Source organism: Salipiger pentaromativorans, from assembly GCF_024721115.1.
Taxonomy (GTDB): Bacteria; Pseudomonadota; Alphaproteobacteria; order Rhodobacterales; family Rhodobacteraceae; genus Salipiger; species Salipiger pentaromativorans.
The window spans coordinates 19,011-41,289 of the sequence record NZ_JAMDHK010000017.1 but is presented as its reverse complement, the minus strand read 5'-3'; the positions used below and the strand labels follow the sequence as shown (position 1 = coordinate 41,289).

The following is a 22,279-nucleotide window of genomic DNA, read 5'->3' as shown; positions in this document are numbered from 1 at the left end:
TGGCCCGGTTTCCCCCGGGCGCGCTATCCTTCCAGGATCCCGCCGCTGCGGAGCATATCCATGAGCCATGATGACCTGATCGGCGCCGTCACCACGTTGCGCCAGGCCCCGCCGGAGCTGTCCTATCCCGGCCTCTCGCCCCAGCTTCTGGCGCGGGTGCGTCAGCTCTGGTCCGCGCAGGGGCTGGATTTCGACCGGACCTGGGCGCTGACCGTGCGCAGCCTGCCCGGCTTTCGCGCCCTGCCCCGCCCCGATGGCGCGCCGAGCAGCGCGCAGGTCGATCTGATGTTTCTCTTCGACCAATGCGTGATCTGGGTAAAGACCCTGCACGCCGCCGCGGCCCTTGGCCGGCAGCAGCAGACCGAGGGGCTGGATCCCGCGCAATGGCACGGGCTGGCCGCCGTCTCGGCCCGGCTCATCGACCAGGTCACCGCGCTGCGGCTGCTGGCGCTGACCGATCTGCCCATGCCCGCGATGCAGATCGCGCGCTCGGTCTCGGAAGACGTGGACATGATGCTGGTGCTGCTGGCCCGCCGCAAGCTCGCCGCGCGGTTCACCGCCTGCCGCGACGTGGGCGAGGCCAACGAGTTCTGGCGCCGCCATATCGCCGGTGGCCGCGCCTTCCGCGCGATCACCGAAAAGCTCTACGATGTCGGGCTCGATTATTCCGCCGACACCGAATACGCCCAGTGGCGCCAGCAGGTTCTGGCGATCCTCGGCGCCGCCGTGCACAGCAACGCGCTGTCGCTGCCCGCTCCGGCCGGCACGCCGGGCACGGTGCTGCAGAACGACGACAGCGTCTATTTCTCGACCTTCCGCATTCATGAGCTTTGCGCCTATGCCCAGTTGATCCGCCCCGGACTGACCGAGGCGTTGGACCGCGCCGCGGACGAGGCGGCGCGCTCTGCCATGACGGGGGACGGGCTCGCGGCATTGGCCGCGCCGCTCAGCACGGTGCTGCTCAGCCAGATCCAGAGCTTGCACCAGCCCGCGCAACCGCGCCCCGCCCGCGGCGCGACACGGCACTAGGCCGCATCGCGCCGCCGCGCATCAATGGATGTTCTCTTCGGCCTTGCCGAATTTGCCCTCGGCGATCCAGCGCGCGGCCAGCACCAGAGCGCCCATGGCGAAATCCTTGCCATGCGCCTCGACCATCTCTTTCGAGACCTCCGCCAGTTCGGCGAAGAAACGGTCCTTGCTTTGCTCTTCGGTGGAAAGTTCCGGTTTCATGATATCCTCCCAGTCTTCTTGTCGTTCAGTCACTTGAACATGATCTTCGGAAAGGTGACGAGCGCGGCGCGACCGTCGGCAAAGCCCACGGCCAGATGCGCACCATCCGGCGACCAGGCCAATGCGCTCACCGGCGCGCCCTGCCCCTCGATCAGCATCAGCTCGTCGCGTTTGCCCACCGGGGCCAGCACCACCAGCCCGTTGGCATAGCCCGCCGCGCAAAGATCGCGCGTCGGATGCGGCGCCACGCGCTCGATCAGCGTCATGCCCGCGCGCCCGGTTTCGAGCGGCGTGCCCTCGTGATCGCCAAAGGGCAGATCCGGACCCTGCCAGCCGACCAGCCGGAAGGCCCCAGAGGCGACCAGCGCACCGGGGCAGGCGTTGAACCCGACCGAGCGCACCGGGGCGGGAAAATCCACGATCCGGTCGGCCTTGCCCGCCGTCAGATCGAGCAGTGTCAGCGCCCGATCCTCGCAACCCGCCACCAGCCAGCGCTTGTCCGGCGACCAGCTCAGCGCCACCACCTCGCCCGGCACATCGAGCGTCAGCACCGGTTCGAGCGTCTCGCTCCTCAGCACCGCAAAGCGGCCCGCCCCGCAGGCGGCCAGAAGCCGGCCATCCGCCGAGGCGGCAAGGCGGGTGACCGTCCCGGGCAGGCCGCAGCTTGCCGCAGGGTCGCGCGCGCCGGGATCGAACACGGCCAGATGCCCCGCCCGCGCCACGGCCAGACGACCGCCCGGCAGCGCGCAGAGCGCCGAGACCGGCGCGACGCCGGTCTTTTCCAGCCGCACGCTTTGCCCGCGCGCGGTCACCCGCCACAGCTCCTCCTCCGGCCCGGCCACGGCAAAGCCCTGATCGTCATAGGCACAGATGTCGACCTCCGCGCGCAGCGGATCGGTCAGCACCGGCGCCGGCAGCGGCTTTTCGCGCGGGCGGATCGTGCTGCGCCCGGTCTCCAACTCCATGCGGATGCGCTGCTCGGGGTGTTCAGCATCGGCAACCGACAACAGCGCCAGGGCGCCGTTCGCCAGCGAACAGGCCAGCGCCGATCCCTTGGCGTTGAAGCTCACCCCAGTGACCGCTTCGTCAAGGCGCCATTCCCGCCCGATCAGCTCGAACAGCGACACCGCCTGCGGCGGTTTTGTCTCGATCATGTCTCTCCTCCCTCAATCCGGCGTTCCAGCCTGCCGTCCAGCGCGGCCATCCGGCCCTCGAGCGCCGCGATCTCCTCTTCGCAGCGCGCCAGCGCGGCGCGGTGGCGCGCCATCTCTTCCCCGACCCGCTCCGGGTCCTTTCCGCCCATCTCGAGCACCGACATGCCGCCGATGAGCTGCATCAGACGAAGCTGCTCGGCGGTCACGGCAGAGATCTCCTGCGTGACGGCAAGCCGCGCTTTCAGGATCTCTTCGATGGTCTGCGGTTGATCTGTCATGTCCTCCCCCTATCCTTGCAGCGCGTGATCCACGGGAGGCCCCGCATGTTCGACCCCACCGACAAACGCTTCTTCGAGACGCTCGCCGCGCTTTGCCGCAGCGAGCTCGGCGCGACCGATCCCACGACGGAAGCGGCAGAGCGCGCCTGCCGCAGCGCCGCGCCCGAAGACCTGCGCGCGGCCCGGCTGGCGCTCGACGCGCTGCCCGACGAGCAGCGCCTGCGGCTGCTCCGGCAGGTCCATCACAGGCTTGCCAGCGACCTCTCGGCGATCTGGGAGCAGTTTCCCGGCCCGCAGAAAAGCACCGCCCGGCACTAGGCGCCGCAGGGCGCCTCGGGGCGCCTGGCGGTCTCTTCTGGCTGGCTCGGGAAGGCTGGTCATCTGTGCCCCATGCGGTGGTCGCCGGTCGCAACAGGCTAGTTCCGCGCCTCGGGCACGCAATAAAAAACCTTTGAAATACATGAATTTCTGACCGAGACTTTCCCAAGGACGGGGAAATCGTAAACCTCTGTTACGCCGTCCGAGGAAGGACGTAAAAATGTGTTTCGCCCCGCCATCTCATGCTGCGACGGCACAGCCGGAATGCCGCCCCGCAGCGAATCGCACATGCCGCATCGACGACGCTCTGCCATGCCGATCGCGCCGCCTCTCCTGCCCGAAACGCTGAGCGCCGGCGCGGTCCGGCTGCGCCCGCTGACGGCGGCGGACGGCCCGGCGCTGATGCACCAGCTCGGCACCCCCGGCATCGCCCGCTGGCTGGCGGCGATCCGGGCGCCCTTCACCGAGGCGGACGCGCGGGAACTGCTCGATTACGCCGCCGACCCCGCGCAGAACGTGCGCGCGCTGGAGGCCGGGGGCGCGCTGATCGGCTGCCTGAGCCTCGGGGCAACCCTGTGGTACTGGCTCGACACCCCGTATCAGGGCCAGGGGCATATGAGCCGCGCGCTGCGCCACCTCCTGCCGCTCTATTTCCGCACCCCTGCCCCCGATCTGATCGCATCCTGCCGCGAGGACAACACGAACTCCGCCGCCCTGCTCCGCCGTCTGGGCTTTGTCCCGGCGCCGGACACCCGGCGGCGGTTCTTCCACGCCGAGGCATGCAGCCACCCCTGCCGGGAGTACCGGATGTCCCGGGCGCGCTGGCTTGCGCTGGACGTGCCGCCGCCATCCGCCTGACGGGCGTTCGACAGGCGCTCGAAAGCTGCCTGCTAGATCCGGCGCAACACAGCCGTGGCGATCACCGGGCCGGTGGCCACACCGCCCGGGGCACCGCCCTCGGGCTCGTCGGTGATGGCGAGGGTCGCGGCGGCCATGGCGCCGCGCAGCCCCTCGGGGATGGCCATGGCGGCCTGCCCGTCGCGCGGCAGCAGGCCGAGCGAGACGGCGCCGCCATCGGGGCCCAGCAGCCAGAGCTCGAAATCCCGGTTCGCGCCCGGCCCGGCGCCGCCCATGGACACACGCATCTCGCCGCGTGCCGCATCGTAGAGCGCCGCCACCCGCACCGACCCGTCTTCCGAGGCCATGTCGGAAATCCACAGCGCCTCGGGGCGCGGCGGCGCCGGTTGCCCGAGCCACAGCACTGCCGCCAGAACCGCTGCCGACAGGCCCGAGGCGGCGGCCAGCCAGCGCCAGGGCGAGGCGGGCCGTTCGGCGGTCGGGAACAGCCGCTTTTCAAGCCCGCGCCACGCGGCCGGAGGCGGCGCGACAGGGGGCAGCTCGGCATTGAGCGGGTCGAGCGCGGTTTCCCAGGCGGCGACCTCGGCGGCAAAGGCCGGGTCGGTCTCGGCGCGGCGGGACAGCGCCGCCCGCTCTTCGGGCGGCAGCGCGCCCAGCGCGTATTCTCCGGCGAGCGCAATATCGTCTTCGGTCAATCCGGTCATGGCGTCAGGCACCGGCGAAGTTGCAGCAGGCTGCGGCGCAGCCAGCTGCGGAGCGTGTTGAGCGGGATCGCGTAGCGTTCCGAGAGTTCAAGATAGCTCGCCCCGTCGAGATAGGCCAGCCGCACCGCCTCGGCCCGGTCGGGCATGAGCGTGGACATGCAATCCTCGATCCGGCGGGTTTCCGAGCGGCTGATCGCGCTGGCCTCGGGGCCGGGGCCGGGATCGGCCACGACCTCGGCGACCTCGATCCCCAACGCGCCACGGCGGGCGCTGCGCAGCCGGTCGATGGCGTGATTGCGCGCCACCGTGTTCAGCCAGGCCATGGCGTTGCCGCGCTCGGGCCGGTAGCGCCCGGCATTGTGCCAGATCCGCACAAACACCTCCTGCAAGGCGTCTTCGGCCTCGGAACGGTCCTTGAGCATGCGCAGGCAGATCGCGAAGAGCCGCGGCGCGGCGGCATCGTAGAGCCGCTGAAAGGCACGGCGGTCGCGCAGCGCCACGCGGGCCAGCAGGGCCGAAAGCTCTTCGGTCTCGTCGGTCATGGGGCGTGAACAGATCCGCGATGTTTTTCTGCAGGCGCGCGCAACTCTTTCGGCGCGGCCTTCGTAACTTCGGATGTGACAATGGCAGAGCGAGGTTAGGGTGACAACCAGGGGCAATAAAACCGCCGTGATCGGAAGCGGCATTTCCGGGCTGGCAACGGCATGGCTGCTGGCACCGCATCACGAGGTGACGCTTTTCGAGGCCGGGGCGCGCCCCGGCGGTCATGCCCGCACGGCGCAGGTGGGCGATGTCGCGGTCGATACCGGCTTTATCGTCTGCAACCGCCGCACCTATCCGCTGTTCATCCCCCTGCTGGAGCATCTGGGCGTGGATCTCGCGCCGAGCGACATGAGCTTTGCGGCCAGTTTCGGCGGCGGGGCGCTGGAATTCGGCACCACGACGCTCCGCGACATGTTCGCCCAGCCGCGCCTGCTCACCGATCCCGGACACTGGCGCATGATCCGCGACATCCTGCGGTTTTTCCGCCAGGCGCCCGCGCATGCGGAGGACGCGGGCTCGATCGGCGCGCTGATCGACCGGCTGGGGCTGGGCAGCGCATTCCGCGACCGCTTTCTGATGCCGATCTCGGGCGCGATCTGGTCGACGCCGACCCGTGACATGCTGGATTTTCCCGCCGCCTCTTTCGTGCGCTTCTTCGACAATCACGGGCTGCTGACGGTGAACGACCAGCCCGAGTGGCTGACCGTGCGCGGCGGCTCGGCGCGCTATGTCGAGGCGCTTCTGCGCGCCACCAAAGCCGAGGTCCGGCTGTCGAGCCCGGTGCAGCGCGTCCTGCGCGACGGCACCGGGGTGACGGTGGTGGGGCCGCGCGGTCCCGAGCGCTTCGACCGGGTGGTTCTGGCCACGCATGCGCCGCAGGCCCTGCGCCTGCTCGACCGGCCCGATGCGCAGGAACGGGCCATGCTTTGCGCCTTCCGCACCGAGGCCAACCGCATGGTGCTGCATTCCGACACCGCGCTGATGCCGAAACGTCGCCGCATCTGGTCGTCGTGGAACTATGTCACGCAGGCGCCGCAGCTGCTGAGCGACCGGCCCATCAGCCTGTCGTACTGGATGAACCGGCTGCAACCGCTCGACACCGACCGCCCGCTGATCGTGACGCTGAACCCCGAGACCGAGCCGCGCGACATCCATGACGAGGCGGTGCTGCATCACCCGCAATTCGATGCCGCGACGCTAGCGGCGCAGGCGCGCCTGCCGGCGCTGCAGGGCCGCGGCGGCGTTTACTACGCCGGGGCCTGGACGCGCTACGGCTTTCACGAGGATGGCGTGCTGTCGGCCCTGAGGGTGGCGCAGGCCATGGGGATCGACTGGCCGCTCGGCGCCGACCCCTGGGCGGCGGAGGCGCCGCCACGGCCCGCGCCCTCGCAATGGCTCGAGGCGGCGGAATGACCGACCTTTGGAATGGCGCGCTGCTGGACTGCCGGGTCTGGCATGCCCGTTCGGGCGATGTGCGGCGCGACTTCCGCTACAGCGTGACCTGCCTCGCCCTGCCGGTCGCCCGGTTCGAGGCGGGCGCGCTGCCGATCCGCCCCGACGCGCGCGGGCTCTGGTCGGTCCGTCCCCGCGATTACGGCCACCGCGACGGGCAGCCGCTGAGCCGCTTTATCGCCGGGCAGCTCGATCCGGCGGGGCTCGGCCATTGCGAGGTCACGCTGGTGACCCTGCCGCGCAGCCCCGGCTACGGCTTCAACCCGGTGAGCTTCTGGCTGGCGCGCGACAGCCGGGGGCTGCGGGCGGTGCTGGCCGAGGTCTCCAACACCTTCGGCGAGCGGCATTTCTACCTCTGCCGCCACGCGGACAACCGGCCCATCGGGCGGTCGGACCGGATTTCGGGGGAGAAGATCTTTCACGTCTCGCCCTTCCTGCCGCGCGAGGGGCGCTATGTGTTCCGCTTCGATCCCGGCCCCGACAGGTTTGGCGCCTGGGTCGACTGGATCGGCGAGGGCGGCGAGGTGAAGCTGCAAACCTCTATGGCAGGCCCGGCGCGCCCGCTGACGGCGGGGCGGCTGGCGCGGGCGCAGTGGCGCCATGCGTTTCAGGCGCAAAAGGTGATTGCGCTGATCCATTGGCAGGCATTGAAACTTGCTCTGCGCGGGGTTCGATTTAATTCTAAACCCAGGCAACTCGCCCAGACGGTGTCCGAGGCGAATGACGGGGTGAGACAGGATGTTTGAACGCCAGATCGAAACCAAGCTGCTGCACTGCCTCGACCGGATCTCCTGCGGGCGGCTGACCCTGACCACACCCGACGGCAAGATCAGAGTCTACGAGGGAAAGACTCCCGGCCCCGAGGCGGATCTCACCATCAGCGACTGGCGCACGGCTGTGGCCGCCGCCGCGCGGGGCGACATCGGCCTGACCGAAGCCTATCGCGACGGCTGGTGCGACAGCAGCGATCTGACCGCCTTCCTGATCTTCGGGCTGCGCAACGAAGCGGCGCTGGAGCCGTTCCTGTACGGTCGCCCGCTGCAGGCGCTGATGATCCGCGCGCTGTATCTGTTCAACCGCAACACCAGGCGCGGGTCGCGGCGCAATATCTCGGCCCATTACGACCTGGGCAATGCGTTCTACGGGCTCTGGCTCGACGAGACGATGACCTATTCCTCGGCGATCTACGCGCCAGAGGATGCGGCGGCCCCCGATCCGCTCGCGGCGGCGCAGACCCGCAAATACGACCGGATCATCGACGGGCTGGAAAGCCGCTCGGGCCGGGTGCTGGAAATCGGCTGCGGCTGGGGCGGCTTTGCCGAACGCGCCCTGCAACGCGGGGATTTCGCGCCCAAGGGGCTGACGCTGTCGCATGAACAGGCGCGCTTTGCCCGCGACCGACTGGGCCGCAATGCCGAGATCGCCCTGCAGGATTACCGCGACGAATACGGGCGCTTCGATCATGTGGTCTCGATCGAGATGTTCGAGGCGGTGGGCGAACGCTTCTGGCCGGTCTATTTCGAAAAGCTGGCGCATGTGCTGTCGGACAAGGGCCGCGCCATGGTGCAGACCATCACCGTGGGCGACCGCTATTTCGACCGTTACCGCGCGGGCGGCGACATGATCCGCAGCTTCATCTTTCCGGGCGGCATGCTGCCCTCGCCCGATGTCTTTCGCGAGCTGGCGGGCAAGGCCGGGCTGCGGATCGAGGACGCACACGGGTTCGGTCTCGACTACGCCCGCACCCTGCGCGACTGGCTGAGCCGGTTCGAGGCGCGGCTGCCCGAGGTGCGCGGGCTGGGTTTCGACGACGGTTTCATCCGGGTCTGGCGGTTTTATCTGGCCGCCTGCATCGCCGGTTTCGAATCCGGCCGCACGGATGTCTATCAATACCGGCTGGCGCATGCCTGATCCTACGGAACGGATCTGGATCACCGGCGCCTCGCAGGGGATCGGCGCGGCTCTGGCGCGGGCCTATGCGGCGCGCGGCGCGCGGCTGGTGCTGTCGGCCCGGTCGGAAGAGGCGCTTCTGGCGCTGGCAGACGAGATCGGCCGCGCCGAGGTGGTGCCCGTCGATGTCGCGGATCTGACGAGCCTTGCCCGTGCCGCCGCGCGCATCGCCGAGGGCGGGCCGCTCGACAAGGCGATCACGCTGGCGGCGCTCTACGACCCCGGCAAGGTGACCGAGATCGACCCGGAGACCGCCGCCCGGATCGTCACTGTGAACCTGACCGGCGCCTTCCACTTCGCCCGGACCGCCGCGCCGCTGCTGCGTGACGGCGGCGATCTTGTGCTGACCGGATCGGTGGCGGGCTATGTCGGGCTGCCGCAGGGCCAGATCTATTCCGCCAGCAAGGCCGGGGTGATCAACCTCGCCGAAACCCTGCGGGCCGAGCTGGCGCCACGGGTCGCGGTGCGCCTCATCAGCCCCGGTTTCGTCGACACGCGGCTGACCGAGAGGAACGATTTCGCCATGCCCGGCCTTCTGCAACCCGACGAGGCCGCGAGGCGGATCCTGCGCGGGCTGGACGGGCGGCGCTTCGAGGTGCATTTCCCCCGCCGTCTCACCTGGCCGCTGAAACTGCTGCGGTCGATGTCCTACGGGCTGTCGCTGCGCCTGACCGCGCGGCTGGTGCGATGAGGGGCGCGGGGCGCGCCCTGCTGGTGCTGGTGCTGAGCCTGGGCTTTGCGCTTTCGCCGGGGTTGAGCGGCGGGTTCGCGGGGCTGTCTCCGGTACAGTTCCCGCTGGTGCATGCCTTCTGGCCCGCGCAGCCCCTGCCCGCCGCCTTCGCGATCTGGGGGCCGATCTTTCTGCTGCTCATCGCGGGGGCGGGCTACGGGCTCTGGCGTCACCGGCGCGATGCGGAGTGGCAGGCGATGCGCCTGCCGCTGGCGGTGAGCCTGGGTCTGGGCGTGTTCTGGATCGCGGTGGCGAACAGCGCGCCGCTGGCGGCCACGGTGATGATCATCTTCATGGCCGCCGCCGCGACCGACGCCCTGCTGCGCGCGCCGCGCAGCCCCTGGGCCGGGGCGCCGGTGGGGCTCTACGCCGGGTGGCTGACGGCGGCGGGCGCCGTGGCGGTGGCCGCGACGCTCAGCGGCTATGGCGTGATGAGCCCGCAAGCCGCCGCGCTGCTGCTGCTCGCCGGGCTGGGCGCCATCGCGGCGCTGGTGCTGTGGCACCGGCCGCGCGCGCTGAGCTATGCCGCCGCCGTGGGCTGGGCCTTTGGCGGCGTGATCCTCGCCAACCTGCCGGTGCGCAACCTGCCGGTGATCGCGCTTTGCGCCGCGCTGCTTGTCCTTCTGGCCGCGCTGGCACTGCGGCCCCGCTCGGCCTGACCCGCCTCAGCCATGCAGTTTCTGCGCGATCCAGACCCCCGCCCAGGCCGAACCTCCGGTCAGCAGCCCGCCCCAGATTGTGTCGATCAGCACCTGCTGAAACGACCAGCCGCGCAGCGTGGCGAGATTGGTGAACTCATAGGTGCCGTAGCACATGAGCCCCAGCAACGCCCCGCCCAGCAGCGCCTGCGCCGGACGGCCCGCATTGAGTGCCGGAACCGAAACGAAATACAGCAGCCCCGCGATATAGAAGAGGTAGAAGGCCGCCGCCGGCCCCAGCCGCAGCGGGTCGGCGAGCATGTCGCCGACATGGCGTTCGAACACCGGCTTGATGATCGTGCTGATGCCGATCACGTCGATGATGAGAAACAGCGCCAGCGTGGCCCCGTAAAGCGTCAGGATCTGCATATCGGTCCTCCGTTCTTTGCGGAAGATACGGGATGGTACGCCGGAAAGTTGCACCCTCTTCGCGGATCTTCCCGCCCATGACCCGCATGCGCCGCAAATCCGAGCTGCCCTCAAAGACCTGCGCCTGCTGCGGGCGCCCCTTCCTCTGGCGCCGCAAATGGGCGCGCGACTGGGAGGCGGTGAAATAGTGCTCCGAGCGCTGCCGGCGAACGGCGAAGGGCGCGCGATGACGGGCACCCTGCGACCCGTCCTGGGCGACCAGCTGACGCACGGCCTCGCCTCGCTGGCCGATCTGGCCGAGGGCGATGTGGTGCTGATGGCCGAGGTCGGGGACGAGACCACCTATGTGCCGCATCACCCGCAGAAGATCGCGCTGATCCTGTCCGCGATGCGCCATTTCGCGGCGGAGCTGCGCGAGCGCGGCGTGACGGTGGATTATGTCCCGCTGGACGACCCCGAGAACAGCCACAGCCTGTCGGGCGAGCTGGCCCGTGCCGTGGCGCGGCACCGCCCGGAGCGGATCATCGCCACCGAACCGGGCGAGTGGCGCGTCTGGGAGAGGATGGGCGACTGGGAAAGCGACCTCGACCTGCCGGTCGAGATCCGCGACGACGACCGCTTCTATTGCTCGCGGAGCGATTTCGCCGCGCTGACGGCGGGCAACAAGACCGGACGGATGGAGTATTTCTACCGCGAGATGCGCCGCCGCAGCGGTCTGCTGATGGAAGGTGACGGCCCGGCGGGCGGCACCTGGAATTTCGACAAGCAGAACCGCAAGCGCCTGCCCAAAGGACTCGACCTGCCGCACCGGATGCGCTTTCGCCCCGATGCGGTCACGCAGGAGGTTCTGACGCTGGTTGCCGACCGCTTCGGCGGGAATTTCGGCGATCTCGACGGGTTCGGCTGGGCGGTGACGCGGGCGGATGCGCTGCGCGCCCTGCGCCATTTCATCTCCGACGCCCTGCCCTGTTTCGGCGATTATCAGGACGCCATGAAGGCGGGAGAGGATTTCCTCTTCCACGGGCTGATCTCGCCCTATCTCAACATCGGATTGCTGACCGCCGCCGAGGTCTGCGAACGCGCCGAGGCGGCGTGGCGCGACGGGCAGGCGCCGCTGAACGCGGTCGAGGGCTTTGTCCGCCAGATCCTCGGCTGGCGCGAATTCGTGCGCGGCATCTACTGGACCGAAATGCCGGGCTATGCCGACAGCAACTTTCTGAACGCCGGGCGCGATCTGCCCTGGATGTACTGGGGCGGAGAGACCGACATGCGCTGCATGGCCGAGGTCATCGGCACCACGCGGCGCAACGCCTATGCGCATCATATCCAGCGGCTCATGGTCACTGGCAATTTCGCGCTGCTGGCCGGGATCGCACCGCGTCAGATCGAGGAATGGTATCTCGCGGTCTATGCGGATGCCTTCGACTGGGTCGAACTGCCGAATGTGCATGGCATGGTGATGCATGCGGATGGCGGACGCCTGGGCTCGAAACCCTATGCGGCCTCTGGCGCCTATATCGACCGGATGTCAGATTACTGCGGCAGGTGCCGCTACGATCTGAAACAGAAGACCGGCCCCGACGCCTGCCCCTTCAACTACCTCTATTGGAACTTCCTGATCGAGAACGAGGACAAGCTGCGCGACAACCGGCGCATGTCGCTGATCTATGGCAACCTCGCGAAGAAGGATCCCGAAGAGCGCGCGGCAATCATGCGCTCGGCGCGGGCCTTCCTCGACGGGGACGACTGGTAGGCCGCTCTGGGGCCCCTGCCCCGCACCGGGATCTGCGGCGGAGACGGTCGCAGGGGCACCCGTCAGCCACCCCGGACCCGCTGCACAGCGGATTGCGTTGAACGCGGGGCCGTTGCGCTGGCCAGATAGGCTTCCAGATCCCGCCAGCGGGGCGCCTGCGGGCCGACCAGCACAAAATCGCACCCGAGGCGCGCGGCCCCCTCCGCATCGGTCAGGGGGTTGTCGCCGATGGCCAGAACCTTGCGCGGCGGCCTCGCATAGCGGCTCAGCGCCCGGCGATAGAGACCCGGTTCCGGTTTGCCGATGACGTCATAGGCCAGATCCGGCAGCACGCTGAGGATCGCGGCGAGGAAGCTGCCGGTCTCGGGCACCGGCAGGCCGTCGGGGCCCGGATGGCTGGCATCGGGGTTGGCCACGACCAGCCGGGCGCCCCCGGACAGCAGGCGAAGCGTCTCGTGCAGCTCGGCATAGCCATAGCCCAGATCCCTGGCCAGAAGCACATGGGTCGGCGCCGCGCTGTCCTCGGCCAGCCCGGTCGCCACCGCATGCCCCCGGAGCGCCGGGCTTGCGAACATCCGCACCCGCGCGCCGGGAGAGGCCGCCAGATGCGCCACCGCCGCGATCCCCGCCAAGACGATGCGGTCGGGCGGCACCGCCAGCCCCAAAGCGTCCAGCCGGGCGCTCAGCGTGTCGGCGGTGTCGGTGGAATTGTTGCTCAGCACCGTCAGGCGCGCTCCGGCGCGCGCCAGCAGCGCCTCCGCCCCCGGCAGCACGACATCGCCCGAAATCAGGCAGCCGTCGAGATCGCAGAGGATGGCGTCGTAATCGTCGAGCCGCATCAATGGGCCGCAAGATCGGCAGGGGTGGCGACGGCGGCGGCTTCGGGGGATTCCAGATCGAACACCGGCCCGTCATAGGTGAAGGAACAGTCGTGGATCAGAAGATCGCCGCCGGCAACGGTGACATAGGCCAGATCCGGCGCTTCCACCGCGCCCATGATCCGTCCCGGCTGGTCGAATGCGTGGTGCACCTGATGCATCAGCGCCCGCTGGACATGATAGGGAATGCCTCGCCACAGGCCGGTGATCGGGCGGTGGATGTGCCCCATGAACAGATAATCGGGCCGCCGCCCGGCGCGGGCAAAAGCCGCCAGCTCGGCATCCTCGTCGCGCAGCCGGATCGCATCCATCGGCGGGATCGACAGATCCATCGGCGGATGGTGTTGAAAGAGCAGCACGGGCCTGTCGGCAGGCGCCTCGCGCAGCGCGGTTTCGAGAAAGGCGAGCCGCTGCGCGCAGAGCCGCCCGTGATGGCCCGGTTCGTCCTCGTCGAGCGTATCGAGGGTGATCAGGCTCGCCTGATCGTAGACATGCAGTCCCTGCACAAAGCCGTTGCCGTCATTCGGCGCATCCGGGAAGGCGGCGCGAAAGGCTCCCCGGCTGTCGTGGTTGCCCAGCATAAAAATCACCGGAACGGGCAGATCCGCCAGCGCCTTGCGCAGACTGTCATAGGCGCCCGGCTCCCCCCGGTCGGCGAGATCCCCGGCGATCAGCAGGAAATCGACCCGTGGCAGGGTTTTCAGAAAGGCCAGTGCCCGCGCCAGGCAGGCGCGCGGATCGAAGCCGTAAAGCGTCTGCCCCTCGGGCACGAAATGCAGATCGGTCAGGATGGCGAAGCGAAGAGCGGGGATCATGGCATATCCTTTGGAAAGAGGGCGCGGCGGAGGAGCAGCCGCCGCGCCGGGGAAAGGGGTCAGCGCGGCAGCAGCGCGTTGACCTCCTCGACCATCTCGTCGCGCAGCTCTTCCATGTCGTCGGCATCGCCCACGAGGATCGCCTCGAGGCTGTCATGGATGATCTGCGTCACCGCCAACCCGTTATCGCCGGGATAGGCGAACCATTCCGACAGCAGCGGCAGTTGATCGACGGCCGTCATCTTGTTGGGGTTCTGCGCGTAGAAATCCTCCATCAGCAGCGCGTTCGCCTTCTGGTTCGGCGGCACATAGCCGGTGGTCAGCGCCACGGCGGCAGCGCCTTCGCCCGAGGTGGTGAACTTGATGAACTCCCAGGCGGCGGCGCGCACCTCGGGGTCGTCGGAGGCGGAGGTCATCATCGCGGCGTTGCCACCGGCGGGCAGCGCCTGCGGCGCACCGTCGAGACCCGGATAGGGGGCGGTCACGAAGTCCCACTCGCCGAGCTTGGCGCGGTCCACAAAGCTCACATAGGCGGTGGAACTGAAGAACATGCCGAGCTCGCCCGCAGCGAAGGCCTTGGAGGCGTCGCCGCCGCCGGTGTTCTTCATTTCGCAGTCGCTGAAGATGCTTTGCGCGGTTTCCAGCGCGCGCAGCCCCTCGGGATTGTCCATGTTGAGCTTGCCGTCGCGGATCATCGGCACACCCTGGCTCCACATCTCGGTTTGCAGCATCCAGTTGCCCGAGATGTCCCAGTGCCAGTAAAGCGCCTCATGCCCGGCGGCGTTGACCGCCTTGCAGGCGGCAATGACCGCGTCCCAGGTCGTGGGCACCTCTTCGATGCCGGCGCCGCGCAGCAGGTCCATGTTGTAGAAACCGATGGGCGTGGAGACCGAGAAGGGCAGCCCGTAGATCGCGCCATCGAAGCGCGACAGGTCGAGCATGGCCTTGTGATAGCCCTCGGTCTCGAAACCGTCCTCACCGGCGATGAAGGGATCGAGCGGCTGGGCGATGCCGCGCTCGACAAGGATCTGCTGGCGGTTCAGCGCCTGAAACGAGACATCCGGCACGGTGCCCGCCACCGCTTCGCGCAGGATGGTGTTGGTGGCATCCTCGTAATCCTCGTAGGTGGCGCGGAAGGTCACCTGAATGTCGGGATGGGCCTGCTCGAAGGCCTGCATGATCTGCGCGAAGGTCGGGTCGAACAGCGAGGCATAGGCATAGGCGACCTCGATCTCGGTCGCATGGGCGGCGGGCGCCAGAAGGGACACGGCGGCGGCCGTGGAAAGAAGGCGTTTCATGGGGGAGTCCTTGTTTGGTCGGGAGGGGAGGATGGTCACTTCATGCCGGTGAGGGTGATGCCGTCGATGAAGCGTCGTTGGGCCACCAGGAAGGCCGCGACGAGCGGGGTGACGATGACCAGCGCCGTGGCCATCATGGGGCCATAGAACGTGCCGTCGAGATCGCCCTTGAACTCGCGCAGGCCGAGCGGCGGGGTGAAGAGGCTGCGGTCTCCGGTGATAACGATGCGCGGCCAGAAATAATCGTTCCAATGCGCCACCACCGAGAAGATGGCGAAAGCCAGCAAAGCGGGAATGGCGGTGGGCAGCATGACGCGCCAGATGATCGCGAATTCGCCCATGCCGTCCATGCGGGCGGCGTCGATCAGATCGTCGGGCACGGTGAGGAAGAACTGCCGCATCAGGAAGATGCCGAAGGCCGAGACGATCCAGGGCAGGATCAGCGCCGCATAGCTGTTGGTGAGGCCGAGATGCGCCAGCATCAGATAGAGCGGCAGCGCGATGGCGTGGACCGGGATCAGCAGGCAGAACATCACCAGCGCGAAGGCGGCGTCGCGGCCCCAGAACTTCAGCTTGGCCAGCGCGTAGGCCGCGGGCACCGCGATCAGCGTCTGCAACAGGAAGATCGCGGCGGTCACGATCACCCCGTTCAGCATGTAGCGCCAGAGCGGCGCCTTGGTGAAAGCCTGCCGGAAGTTGTCGAGGACGGGGCGTGTCAGGCAGGCGGCCTCGGCGCCGCCCTGCATCAGACAATCCTCGCTCACCATGGGCGCCTGCGCGCCAAAGAGCCCGCCGGTGCCCGAGGCGATCTCGACCGGAGATTTCAGCGCCGTGGCGAGCATGACGTAGAAGGGCAGCAGCACGATCAGGGCGCCGAGGATCAGGATGGCGTGGATTAGGGTCTGACGGGCCGAGAAGCGATGGGTCATGCGTAATGCACCTTCCGTTCGACAAAGCGCCGCTGCGCGACCGAGATCAGCATCACGAAGCCGAGGAATAGCACCGTGATGGCCGCCCCCATGCCGACGAGGTTCTGGGCGATGCCCTTTTCGTAGATCGCGTAGATCATCACATAGGTGGACTTGGCCGGACCGCCGTGGGTCAGCGCCTCGACCGTGTCGAAGACCTGAAAGGAGCGGATGGTGGAGATGGTGACGACAAAGACCGTGGTCGGGCCCAGCATCGGCCAGGTGATCAGGCGGAAGCGCGCCCAGCCGCTGCGCACCCCGTCCATTTCGGCCGCGGCGTAAAGGTCACGCGGGACCGAGGTCAGGCCGGCGAGGTAAAGCACCATGTTGAAGCCGAAGCTCTGCCAGATGCCGATAAAGGCCAGCGTCCAGAGCGCATAATCGCGATCCGAGAGCCATAGCGGGAACCCCTCGGCGCAGCCCCGGGCGAACCAGGGCCAGCCCTCCAGCCATGTGCCGCAGCCTTGCGCCAGCGTGCGGTTCACCAGACCCAGCGAGGGGTGCAGCGCGAATTCCCACACGATGGCCATGGCCAGAAGCGAGGCCATGACGGGCAGGAAATAGACGGTCCGGTAGAAGCTGGCGCCGATCCTGACCGACCGGATCAACAGCGCCGCCCCGAGGCCGAGCGCCACCGAAACCGGGACCGTCACCAGCACGTACAGCACCGTGGCGGTGATCATCTTGCGATAGCTCGACCGGGTGAAGATGTCGGCATAGTTCTTCAGCCCCACCCAGCCGATGCCGCTGCGACCCAGCGTGTAATCGCTGAAGGACAGGATGGCGGCGACGGCGACGGGCAGGATGAGGATCACAAGCAGCAGCAGGACGGCCGGCGCGATCAGCGCACTCCCGGCGCGGGCCTGCCGGTGTTCCGGACGGTTGAGGCGCGGGGTGTCAGGCATCGGCGAGGGCCTCGGCGCCGAACGGGGCGGCAAGGCCCATGCTGTCGAAGCCGCGCACCCGGTCCGGACGCACCCTCAGGTGCATCAGATCTCCGGCGGCGATCTTGCCACGGGCGTCGGAGGGCAGACGCACCGTCACCGTCTCGGGCATCTCGGGCACGTCGAGCTGGACGAAGAGGTCGGATCCGAGATTCTCGACCAGCCGCGCCCGGCCCGAGAGCAGCGGATCGCGGTCGCAGGGTTCCAGTGCCTCGGGCCGAATGCCAAGATAGGCAACCGGCACGGGCCCGGCGCGCAGCACGGTCGCGCGTCCAGTCAGCCGGATCACCCCGGCGCCGTCCGTCTCGACCGGCAGCAGGTTGATCGCGGGCGAGCCGATAAACCGCGCAACCCGGATGTCGGCCGGATCGTCGTAAAGCTCGTCCGGCGTGCCGACCTGAAGCAATTCCCCGTCCATCATCACCGCGATGCGGTCGGACATGGTCATCGCCTCGGCCTGGTCGTGGGTCACATAGACGAAGGTGGCGCCGAGGCGGCGGTTGAGCTGCGCGATCTCGGCCCGCATATGGACGCGCATCTTGGCATCGAGATTCGACAGCGGCTCGTCCAGCAGGAAAGCCGCCGGATCGCGCACCAGCGCCCGGCCAAGCGCCACGCGCTGACGCTGCCCGCCCGAAAGCTGCCCCGGCTTGCGGTCGAGCAGCGCCGCGATGTCCAGAATCTCGGCGGCCTCGCGCACGGTGCGCACGATGTCGGCGCGGCGGCGGCGGACGCCCGGCATCAGCGCGCCCATCAGCGGAAGGCGGTCGGCGCGGCGCAGCCGGCGCATGGTCAGCGGCACGGCGATGTTCTCGGCCACGGTCAGATGCGGGTAAAGCGCATAGCTCTGAAACACCATGGCGAGGTCGCGGTCGGCCGCGCGCCGCCCGTCCACGCAGGCCTCACCGATATGGACCGAACCCGCGCTCTGGCTTTCCAGCCCCGCGAGGATTCGCAGCAGGGTGGACTTACCGCAGCCGGACGGCCCCACCAGCGACAGAAACTCGCCATCCGCGATCTCCAGGCTGACGCCGCGCAGAATATCGGTGTCGCCAAAGGATTTGGTGATGTCTTTCAATTCCAGGGTCGCCATGGGGCCTCTCGCATAGGATGCGGCCCTCATAGGAAGTCTCTGCGACAGTCATGTTACAGTTACAGGCAATGCCTATGAGGACCGCATGAAAGGCTTGCCCCCGAAAAATCCCGTCTCGGCGCTGACCTTCTCGCGCCTCCGGGCGCTGAACGCGGTCACGGAAACCGGCAGTTTCTCGGCCGCGGCGCGGCGCATGGCCGTGTCGCAGGCCACCGTCAGCCAGCAGGTGCGCGATCTGGAACGCGCGCTGGGAGCAGAGCTGTTCCGGCGCAGCGCCAATGACATGATCCCCACGGCGCTCTGCCGGCAGATCTACAGCACGGCGCGCGAGATCGAGGACGGCAGTCTGAAGATCGCGGAAACCCTGCGCCGCCACCGGACGATGGCGGATGGCGAATTGCGCGTGGGCCTCGGCCAGCCGCTGCCGGGCATGGCGCTGATCCGGGCCTTCCGAAGCCGCTTTCCGGGGGTCGAGGTGAAGATCGAGATGGGCAGCTGGGGCCGGATCGTCGAGGCGGTGGGCGAGGGGCGCGTGGATGTCGCGGTGCTGCCCGAGCCGCCGAAACAGGACCGCTTTCGCCGCCGCAAGATCCAGAGCCAGTCGGTTGTGGCCATTGTCCACCCGCAGCACCCGCTGGCGGGGCGGCCGATGGTCGGCTGTGCCGAGCTGGCGGCGGACCGGCTGATTTTCCGCACCGCCGGCAGCTCGACGCAGCGGGTGGTCGACGAGGGCTTCCGCAGCGCCGGGATCGCGCCCCGCCCGTCGATCGTGATGGACACGCGCGACGGCGTGCTGGATGCGGTCAGCCACGATCTTGGCGTGGGGTTTATGTGGAGCAAGGGCGCCAGCCGGCAGGCGGGTCTGCGGCAGCTCCCCTGCCGGGAGATGAGCCGCGAACGCTCGGATTATGTCTTTGCCCTACGGACCACCTCGGTGCCGCTGAGCAACGCCTTCTTCGCGCTGGAGCCGGAGCAGAGCTAGGGAACGGTAGGCACCGCAGTCGCGCGTTAGGCCGATCAAAGCTGGTGCCCCCACACGGACTCGAACCGCGGACCTACTGATTACAAATCAGTTGCTCTACCAGCTGAGCTATAGGGGCACCGTGGCGCAAGGGATATGACAGCGGCCCCGTCCTGTGCAAGCGCTATCTAGCGGTTCGCCCGCGCCAGAAGCCCCACCGCCGCCAGCCCCACCGCGATCACCAGCATTGCCGCCGGCGCCGCGTCGCCCAGATTTTCCAACGACGCCTGCTCATGCACCCGCGTCGCCAGCGTCTCGTAGTTGAACGGGCGCAGCAGCAGCGTCGCCGGAAGCTCCTTGACGCAATCGACAAAGACCAGAAGCAGCGCCGAGGCGATGGAGGCGCGGATCAGCGGGTAATAGACCTCGGCCAGCGTCTGGCCCTGATTGCGCCCCAGCGACCGCGCCGCCAGCGCCAGATTGGGCGAGACCCGCCCCATCGCCGCATCCGCCGCGCCCTGCGCGATGGCAAAGAACCGCACGAAATAGGCCAGCACCAGCGCAAAGGCCGATCCTGTGAGGATCAACCCGATGTCGAACCCCGTCACCGCCTCGACCGTATCCGCCAGTGCATGGTCGAACCCGGCGAGCGGGATCAGGATCCCCACCCCCAGCACCGCGCCCGGCGCGGCGTAGCCGATGGTGGTGACCGGCAGCAGGAGCCTCGGCAATTGCTTGCCGGAAAGGCGCACGCCATAGACCAGGAAAACCCCGCCCAGCACCGTCAGCACCGCCGCAAGACCGCAGACCAGAAGCGTGTGTAGCCCCGCCTCCCAAAGCGCGGGCTCGGCCCAGTTGGCCGCGTTGCGCAGCGCATGGGTCAGGATCACCCCGGCGGGCAGCACGAAGCCCATGGCGAAGGGCAGAAGGCAGGCCAGCGTCGCCAGCCAGCCCGAGCGCGCCGGCAACGCCTTGCGCGCCACCGGGCGGTGGCGCGTGGAGAGGTTGAAAAACCGCATCCGGCGGCGCGAGCTTTTCTCGAGAAGCACCAGCAGGATGACCAGCGCCAGCACGGTGGACGCGATCTGCGCCGCCCCGCCCGCGTTGTTGCTTTGCAGCCAGACCGAGAAGATGCCGGTGGTCAGGGTCTGCACGGCGAAATAATCGACCGTGCCGAAATCATTGACCGATTCCATCATCACGATGGCCATGCCGGCGGCGATGGCGGGCCGCGCCAGCGGCAGGCCAACGCGCCAGAACCGGCCAAACGCCCCTGCCCCAAGCGATTGCGCGACCTCCTCCGAAGAGCCCGACTGCTCGCGGAAGGCGTTGCGCGCCAGCAGATAGACATAGGGGAACAGCGCCGCGGCCAGAACGACGATGGCCGCCCCCATCGAGCGGATCTCGGGGAACCAGTAGTCGCGCGCGGTCTGCCAGCCGAAGAGCTGACGCAGCGTCGTCTGCACGGGGCCCGCGTATTCCAGGAAATCCACCAGCGCATAGGCGCCCACATAGGCCGGAATCGCCAGCGGCAGCAGCAGCAGCCATTCCAGCCAGCGCCGCCCCGGAAACTCGTAGCGCGAGATCAGCCAGGCGGCGCCCGAGCCCACCGCCCCGGCCAGCCCGCCGACCCCGAACATCAGCACCAGCGTGTTGGTCACGTAGCGCGGCAGCGTGGTCGAGACGAGATGCGGCCAGATATTCTGCGCCGGAAACAGCGCGATCCAGATCACCGCAAGGATCGGCGCCACCACAACGGCGGCGATCAGCGCCGCCCCCGCCGACCAGGGGCTTGGCCAGCGCAGGCCCGATACCGGCCTGCGGGAGCTGTGGTCTGCCAGGCTCATATCGCTGTCCTCTCGGGTGATTGCGGTTTTCCTCGCGGCGAAAGCGCTTATAGTGCAGCGGCAGGCCAATCAAAAGAGCGGGCGATGCAGATCAGTCTTCACATCGGGGTCCATTGTACAGACGAAGACCGGCTGCTGAAGGGGCTGTTGCGCAACGCCGACGACTTCCGCAAGGACGGCGTGTCGATCCCGGGGCCCAGCCGCTACCGCAACCTGCTGTCCGACGCGATCAACAATCTCGGCGACAACCAGCCTGCCGCCGAGGCGCGCGAGGTGTTGCTCGACGCGATCCTGGACGACGATCCGGACAAAGTGGATCGGCTCATCCTGAGCCACGAGAAACTGTTGTCGGTGCCCAAGCTGGTGCTGGTGGGCGGGCGGCTCTACCGCAGGCTGGAACAACGGCTGGCGGCGATGCAGCGGTTGTTTCCGGGTGACGAGATCGAACTTTTCGTCGGGCTGCGGGATTTTGCGACCTTCCTGCCGGCGCTGCTCCGGGCCTCTCCGGTCCAGAGTTTCGAAGAGCTGCTCTGCGGTGTCGATCCGATGCATCTGCGCTGGTCCGACATGATCCGCCGGATCCAGGCCGAACTGCCGTCGATGCCGATCACCGTCTGGTGCAACGAGGATACCCCGCTGATCTGGGGCGAGATCCTGCGCGAGATGGCGGGGATCGAGATGACCCGCAAGATCATCGGCTCCTTCGACATCTTCTCCGAGATCATCAGCGCCGAGGGCATGACGCGCTTTCGCATCTTCCTGAAAGAGAACCCGACGGTCAACGAGGCGCAGAAACGCCGGGTGATGACGGCGTTCCTCGACAAATACGCGCTGGACGACGCGATCGAGGAAGAGCTGGACCTGCCGGGATGGGACGACACCTATGTCGACATGCTGACAGAGCTGTACGACGAGGATGTCTGGCAGATCGGCCAGATGCCCGGCGTCAAGCTGATCACCCCCTAGACTGCCCGGCGGCGCCGCTTTGCCCGCAAAAGCAAAGGCGGCCCGGAAGACCGGACCGCCCGCGTCGCAAGGGCCAGGAGCCCTCTGCCGAACGGCGCTCGCGCCCGCTTGGCGTTATTCCATTCCCAGCGCGGCCTTGTACATCTCAAGCACCGCCTCTTCCTCGGCGATGTCGTCCTTGTCGCGCTTGCGCAGGGCGATGACCTTGCGCATGACCTTGGTGTCGTAGCCGCGCCCCTTGGCCTCGGCCATCACCTCTTTCTGCTGGTCGGCGATTTCCTTCTTCTCCATCTCGAGCCGCTCGAAGCGCTCTATGAAGCTGCGCAGCTCGCCCGCGGCAACGCCGTAGCTGTTGCTCGATCCTTCGTCTTGCATCGTTTTTATCTCCTGCCGGTATCGCGCTTTGAGTATCCCAAGCGGCGCGTTCCCATCAAGGGGTTGCGGCAGCACCGCCGATGGATTACGCGAAGCC

Annotated in this window: 26 protein-coding genes and 1 tRNA gene; 12 read left to right on the top strand and 15 right to left on the bottom strand. The window is 68.2% G+C overall.

All coding sequences use genetic code 11. The annotated features are described in order from the left end of the window. The first annotated feature begins 60 nt into the window (after window positions 1-60). Window positions 61-1,029 (top strand): hypothetical protein, encoded by a 969-nt coding sequence (locus tag M4578_RS21045; protein WP_258095197.1) that lies wholly within the window; start codon window positions 61-63, stop codon window positions 1,027-1,029. Window positions 1,030-1,050: 21 nt separating this feature from the next. On the opposite strand, the gene M4578_RS21040 is transcribed toward M4578_RS21045, so the two are convergent. The 3 genes from M4578_RS21040 to M4578_RS21030 are packed head-to-tail and all read right to left on the bottom strand — an operon-like array spanning window position 1,051 to window position 2,662. Then, window positions 1,051-1,230: a hypothetical protein gene (locus tag M4578_RS21040; RefSeq protein WP_258095196.1), complete on the bottom strand. Its 180-nt coding sequence runs from the start codon at window positions 1,228-1,230 to the stop codon at window positions 1,051-1,053. Window positions 1,231-1,259: 29 nt separating this feature from the next. Beyond that, window positions 1,260-2,384 (bottom strand): WD40 repeat domain-containing protein, encoded by a 1,125-nt coding sequence (locus tag M4578_RS21035; RefSeq protein ID WP_258095195.1) that lies wholly within the window; start codon window positions 2,382-2,384, stop codon window positions 1,260-1,262. Then, window positions 2,381-2,662, bottom strand: a complete 282-nt coding sequence (locus tag M4578_RS21030) for a hypothetical protein (RefSeq protein ID WP_258095194.1) — start codon at window positions 2,660-2,662, stop codon at window positions 2,381-2,383. Before M4578_RS21030 ends, M4578_RS21035 begins: the two co-directional genes overlap by 4 nt. A 45-nt stretch (window positions 2,663-2,707) precedes the next feature. Between M4578_RS21030 and M4578_RS21025 the strand changes: the two genes are divergently transcribed. Then, a complete protein-coding gene (locus M4578_RS21025; RefSeq protein ID WP_258095193.1) occupies window positions 2,708-2,980 on the top strand; it encodes a hypothetical protein in 273 nt (90 codons plus the stop codon). 312 nt (window positions 2,981-3,292) lie between these two features. Beyond that, window positions 3,293-3,838 (top strand): GNAT family N-acetyltransferase, encoded by a 546-nt coding sequence (locus M4578_RS21020; RefSeq protein ID WP_258095192.1) that lies wholly within the window; start codon window positions 3,293-3,295, stop codon window positions 3,836-3,838. Between the two features lie 32 nt (window positions 3,839-3,870). On the opposite strand, the gene M4578_RS21015 is transcribed toward M4578_RS21020, so the two are convergent. Both M4578_RS21015 and M4578_RS21010 read right to left on the bottom strand, forming a co-directional pair. After that, window positions 3,871-4,542, bottom strand: coding sequence for an anti-sigma factor (locus M4578_RS21015; RefSeq protein ID WP_258095191.1), 672 nt, complete (start codon window positions 4,540-4,542; stop codon window positions 3,871-3,873). Then, window positions 4,539-5,084, bottom strand: coding sequence for a sigma-70 family RNA polymerase sigma factor (locus M4578_RS21010; RefSeq protein WP_258095190.1), 546 nt, complete (start codon window positions 5,082-5,084; stop codon window positions 4,539-4,541). The genes M4578_RS21015 and M4578_RS21010 overlap by 4 nt, the downstream gene beginning before the upstream one ends. A 127-nt stretch (window positions 5,085-5,211) precedes the next feature. Here M4578_RS21010 and M4578_RS21005 point away from each other — a divergent pair, with 127 nt between their 5' ends. Genes M4578_RS21005 through M4578_RS20985 form a run of 5 tightly spaced genes read left to right on the top strand, consistent with a single transcriptional unit; the run spans window position 5,212 to window position 9,876 of the window. Continuing rightward, complete coding sequence (locus tag M4578_RS21005) at window positions 5,212-6,498, top strand: NAD(P)/FAD-dependent oxidoreductase (protein WP_258095189.1); 1,287 nt, start codon at window positions 5,212-5,214, stop codon at window positions 6,496-6,498. Further along, window positions 6,495-7,283, top strand: coding sequence for a DUF1365 domain-containing protein (locus M4578_RS21000; protein WP_258095188.1), 789 nt, complete (start codon window positions 6,495-6,497; stop codon window positions 7,281-7,283). Before M4578_RS21005 ends, M4578_RS21000 begins: the two co-directional genes overlap by 4 nt. Continuing rightward, entirely contained in the window at window positions 7,276-8,448 is a 1,173-nt protein-coding gene (locus tag M4578_RS20995) for an SAM-dependent methyltransferase (protein ID WP_258095187.1), read from the top strand. The genes M4578_RS21000 and M4578_RS20995 overlap by 8 nt, the downstream gene beginning before the upstream one ends. Next, on the top strand, window positions 8,441-9,178 hold the full coding sequence (locus tag M4578_RS20990) for an SDR family NAD(P)-dependent oxidoreductase (RefSeq protein ID WP_258095186.1): 738 nt from the start codon (window positions 8,441-8,443) through the stop codon (window positions 9,176-9,178). The genes M4578_RS20995 and M4578_RS20990 overlap by 8 nt, the downstream gene beginning before the upstream one ends. Then, window positions 9,175-9,876 (top strand): hypothetical protein, encoded by a 702-nt coding sequence (locus M4578_RS20985; protein WP_258095185.1) that lies wholly within the window; start codon window positions 9,175-9,177, stop codon window positions 9,874-9,876. Before M4578_RS20990 ends, M4578_RS20985 begins: the two co-directional genes overlap by 4 nt. A 6-nt stretch (window positions 9,877-9,882) precedes the next feature. Here the strand turns inward: M4578_RS20985 and M4578_RS20980 are convergent, their stop codons facing one another. Next, the gene (locus M4578_RS20980; protein ID WP_258095184.1) at window positions 9,883-10,284 is read right to left on the bottom strand and encodes a DUF2177 family protein; all 402 of its coding nucleotides are present in this window, start codon (window positions 10,282-10,284) and stop codon (window positions 9,883-9,885) included. A 77-nt stretch (window positions 10,285-10,361) separates the two neighbouring features. On the opposite strand from M4578_RS20980, the gene M4578_RS20975 reads away from it, so the two are divergent. Both M4578_RS20975 and M4578_RS20970 read left to right on the top strand, forming a co-directional pair. Then, entirely contained in the window at window positions 10,362-10,472 is a 111-nt protein-coding gene (locus tag M4578_RS20975) for a DUF2256 domain-containing protein (RefSeq protein WP_258095183.1), read from the top strand. A 38-nt stretch (window positions 10,473-10,510) separates the two neighbouring features. Further along, window positions 10,511-12,037 carry a cryptochrome/photolyase family protein gene (locus tag M4578_RS20970; protein WP_258095182.1) on the top strand — a complete coding sequence of 509 codons (1,527 nt, stop codon included), beginning with the start codon at window positions 10,511-10,513 and terminating at the stop codon, window positions 12,035-12,037. Window positions 12,038-12,099: 62 nt separating this feature from the next. Here M4578_RS20970 and M4578_RS20965 read toward each other — a convergent pair whose 3' ends face one another. Genes M4578_RS20965 through M4578_RS20940 form a run of 6 tightly spaced genes read right to left on the bottom strand, consistent with a single transcriptional unit; the run spans window position 12,100 to window position 18,033 of the window. Continuing rightward, entirely contained in the window at window positions 12,100-12,876 is a 777-nt protein-coding gene (locus tag M4578_RS20965; RefSeq protein ID WP_258095181.1) for an HAD-IIA family hydrolase, read from the bottom strand. After that, on the bottom strand, window positions 12,876-13,730 hold the full coding sequence (locus tag M4578_RS20960) for a phosphodiesterase (protein WP_258095180.1): 855 nt from the start codon (window positions 13,728-13,730) through the stop codon (window positions 12,876-12,878). The genes M4578_RS20965 and M4578_RS20960 overlap by 1 nt, the downstream gene beginning before the upstream one ends. 59 nt (window positions 13,731-13,789) lie before the next feature. Continuing rightward, on the bottom strand, window positions 13,790-15,028 hold the full coding sequence (locus M4578_RS20955; RefSeq protein ID WP_258095179.1) for an ABC transporter substrate-binding protein: 1,239 nt from the start codon (window positions 15,026-15,028) through the stop codon (window positions 13,790-13,792). Between the two features lie 35 nt (window positions 15,029-15,063). Beyond that, window positions 15,064-15,957: a carbohydrate ABC transporter permease gene (locus tag M4578_RS20950; RefSeq protein ID WP_258095178.1), complete on the bottom strand. Its 894-nt coding sequence runs from the start codon at window positions 15,955-15,957 to the stop codon at window positions 15,064-15,066. Further along, the gene (locus M4578_RS20945) at window positions 15,954-16,901 is read right to left on the bottom strand and encodes a carbohydrate ABC transporter permease (RefSeq protein WP_258095177.1); all 948 of its coding nucleotides are present in this window, start codon (window positions 16,899-16,901) and stop codon (window positions 15,954-15,956) included. The genes M4578_RS20950 and M4578_RS20945 overlap by 4 nt, the downstream gene beginning before the upstream one ends. Next, the gene (locus tag M4578_RS20940; RefSeq protein WP_258095176.1) at window positions 16,894-18,033 is read right to left on the bottom strand and encodes an ABC transporter ATP-binding protein; all 1,140 of its coding nucleotides are present in this window, start codon (window positions 18,031-18,033) and stop codon (window positions 16,894-16,896) included. The genes M4578_RS20945 and M4578_RS20940 overlap by 8 nt, the downstream gene beginning before the upstream one ends. An 85-nt stretch (window positions 18,034-18,118) precedes the next feature. Between M4578_RS20940 and M4578_RS20935 the strand changes: the two genes are divergently transcribed. Next, window positions 18,119-19,015 (top strand): LysR family transcriptional regulator, encoded by an 897-nt coding sequence (locus tag M4578_RS20935; protein ID WP_258095175.1) that lies wholly within the window; start codon window positions 18,119-18,121, stop codon window positions 19,013-19,015. A gap of 42 nt (window positions 19,016-19,057) precedes the next feature. Here the strand turns inward: M4578_RS20935 and M4578_RS20930 are convergent. Both M4578_RS20930 and M4578_RS20925 read right to left on the bottom strand, forming a co-directional pair. Beyond that, window positions 19,058-19,133: transfer RNA gene (locus M4578_RS20930), tRNA-Thr, on the bottom strand. A 49-nt stretch (window positions 19,134-19,182) separates the two neighbouring features. Next, window positions 19,183-20,841: an ABC transporter permease gene (locus M4578_RS20925; protein ID WP_258095174.1), complete on the bottom strand. Its 1,659-nt coding sequence runs from the start codon at window positions 20,839-20,841 to the stop codon at window positions 19,183-19,185. Between the two features lie 84 nt (window positions 20,842-20,925). Here M4578_RS20925 and M4578_RS20920 point away from each other — a divergent pair, with 84 nt between their 5' ends. Beyond that, window positions 20,926-21,807: a hypothetical protein gene (locus M4578_RS20920; RefSeq protein ID WP_258095173.1), complete on the top strand. Its 882-nt coding sequence runs from the start codon at window positions 20,926-20,928 to the stop codon at window positions 21,805-21,807. A gap of 114 nt (window positions 21,808-21,921) precedes the next feature. On the opposite strand, the gene M4578_RS20915 is transcribed toward M4578_RS20920, so the two are convergent. After that, window positions 21,922-22,182 (bottom strand): DUF2312 domain-containing protein, encoded by a 261-nt coding sequence (locus M4578_RS20915; RefSeq protein WP_207020608.1) that lies wholly within the window; start codon window positions 22,180-22,182, stop codon window positions 21,922-21,924. Window positions 22,183-22,279 lie beyond the last annotated feature (97 nt).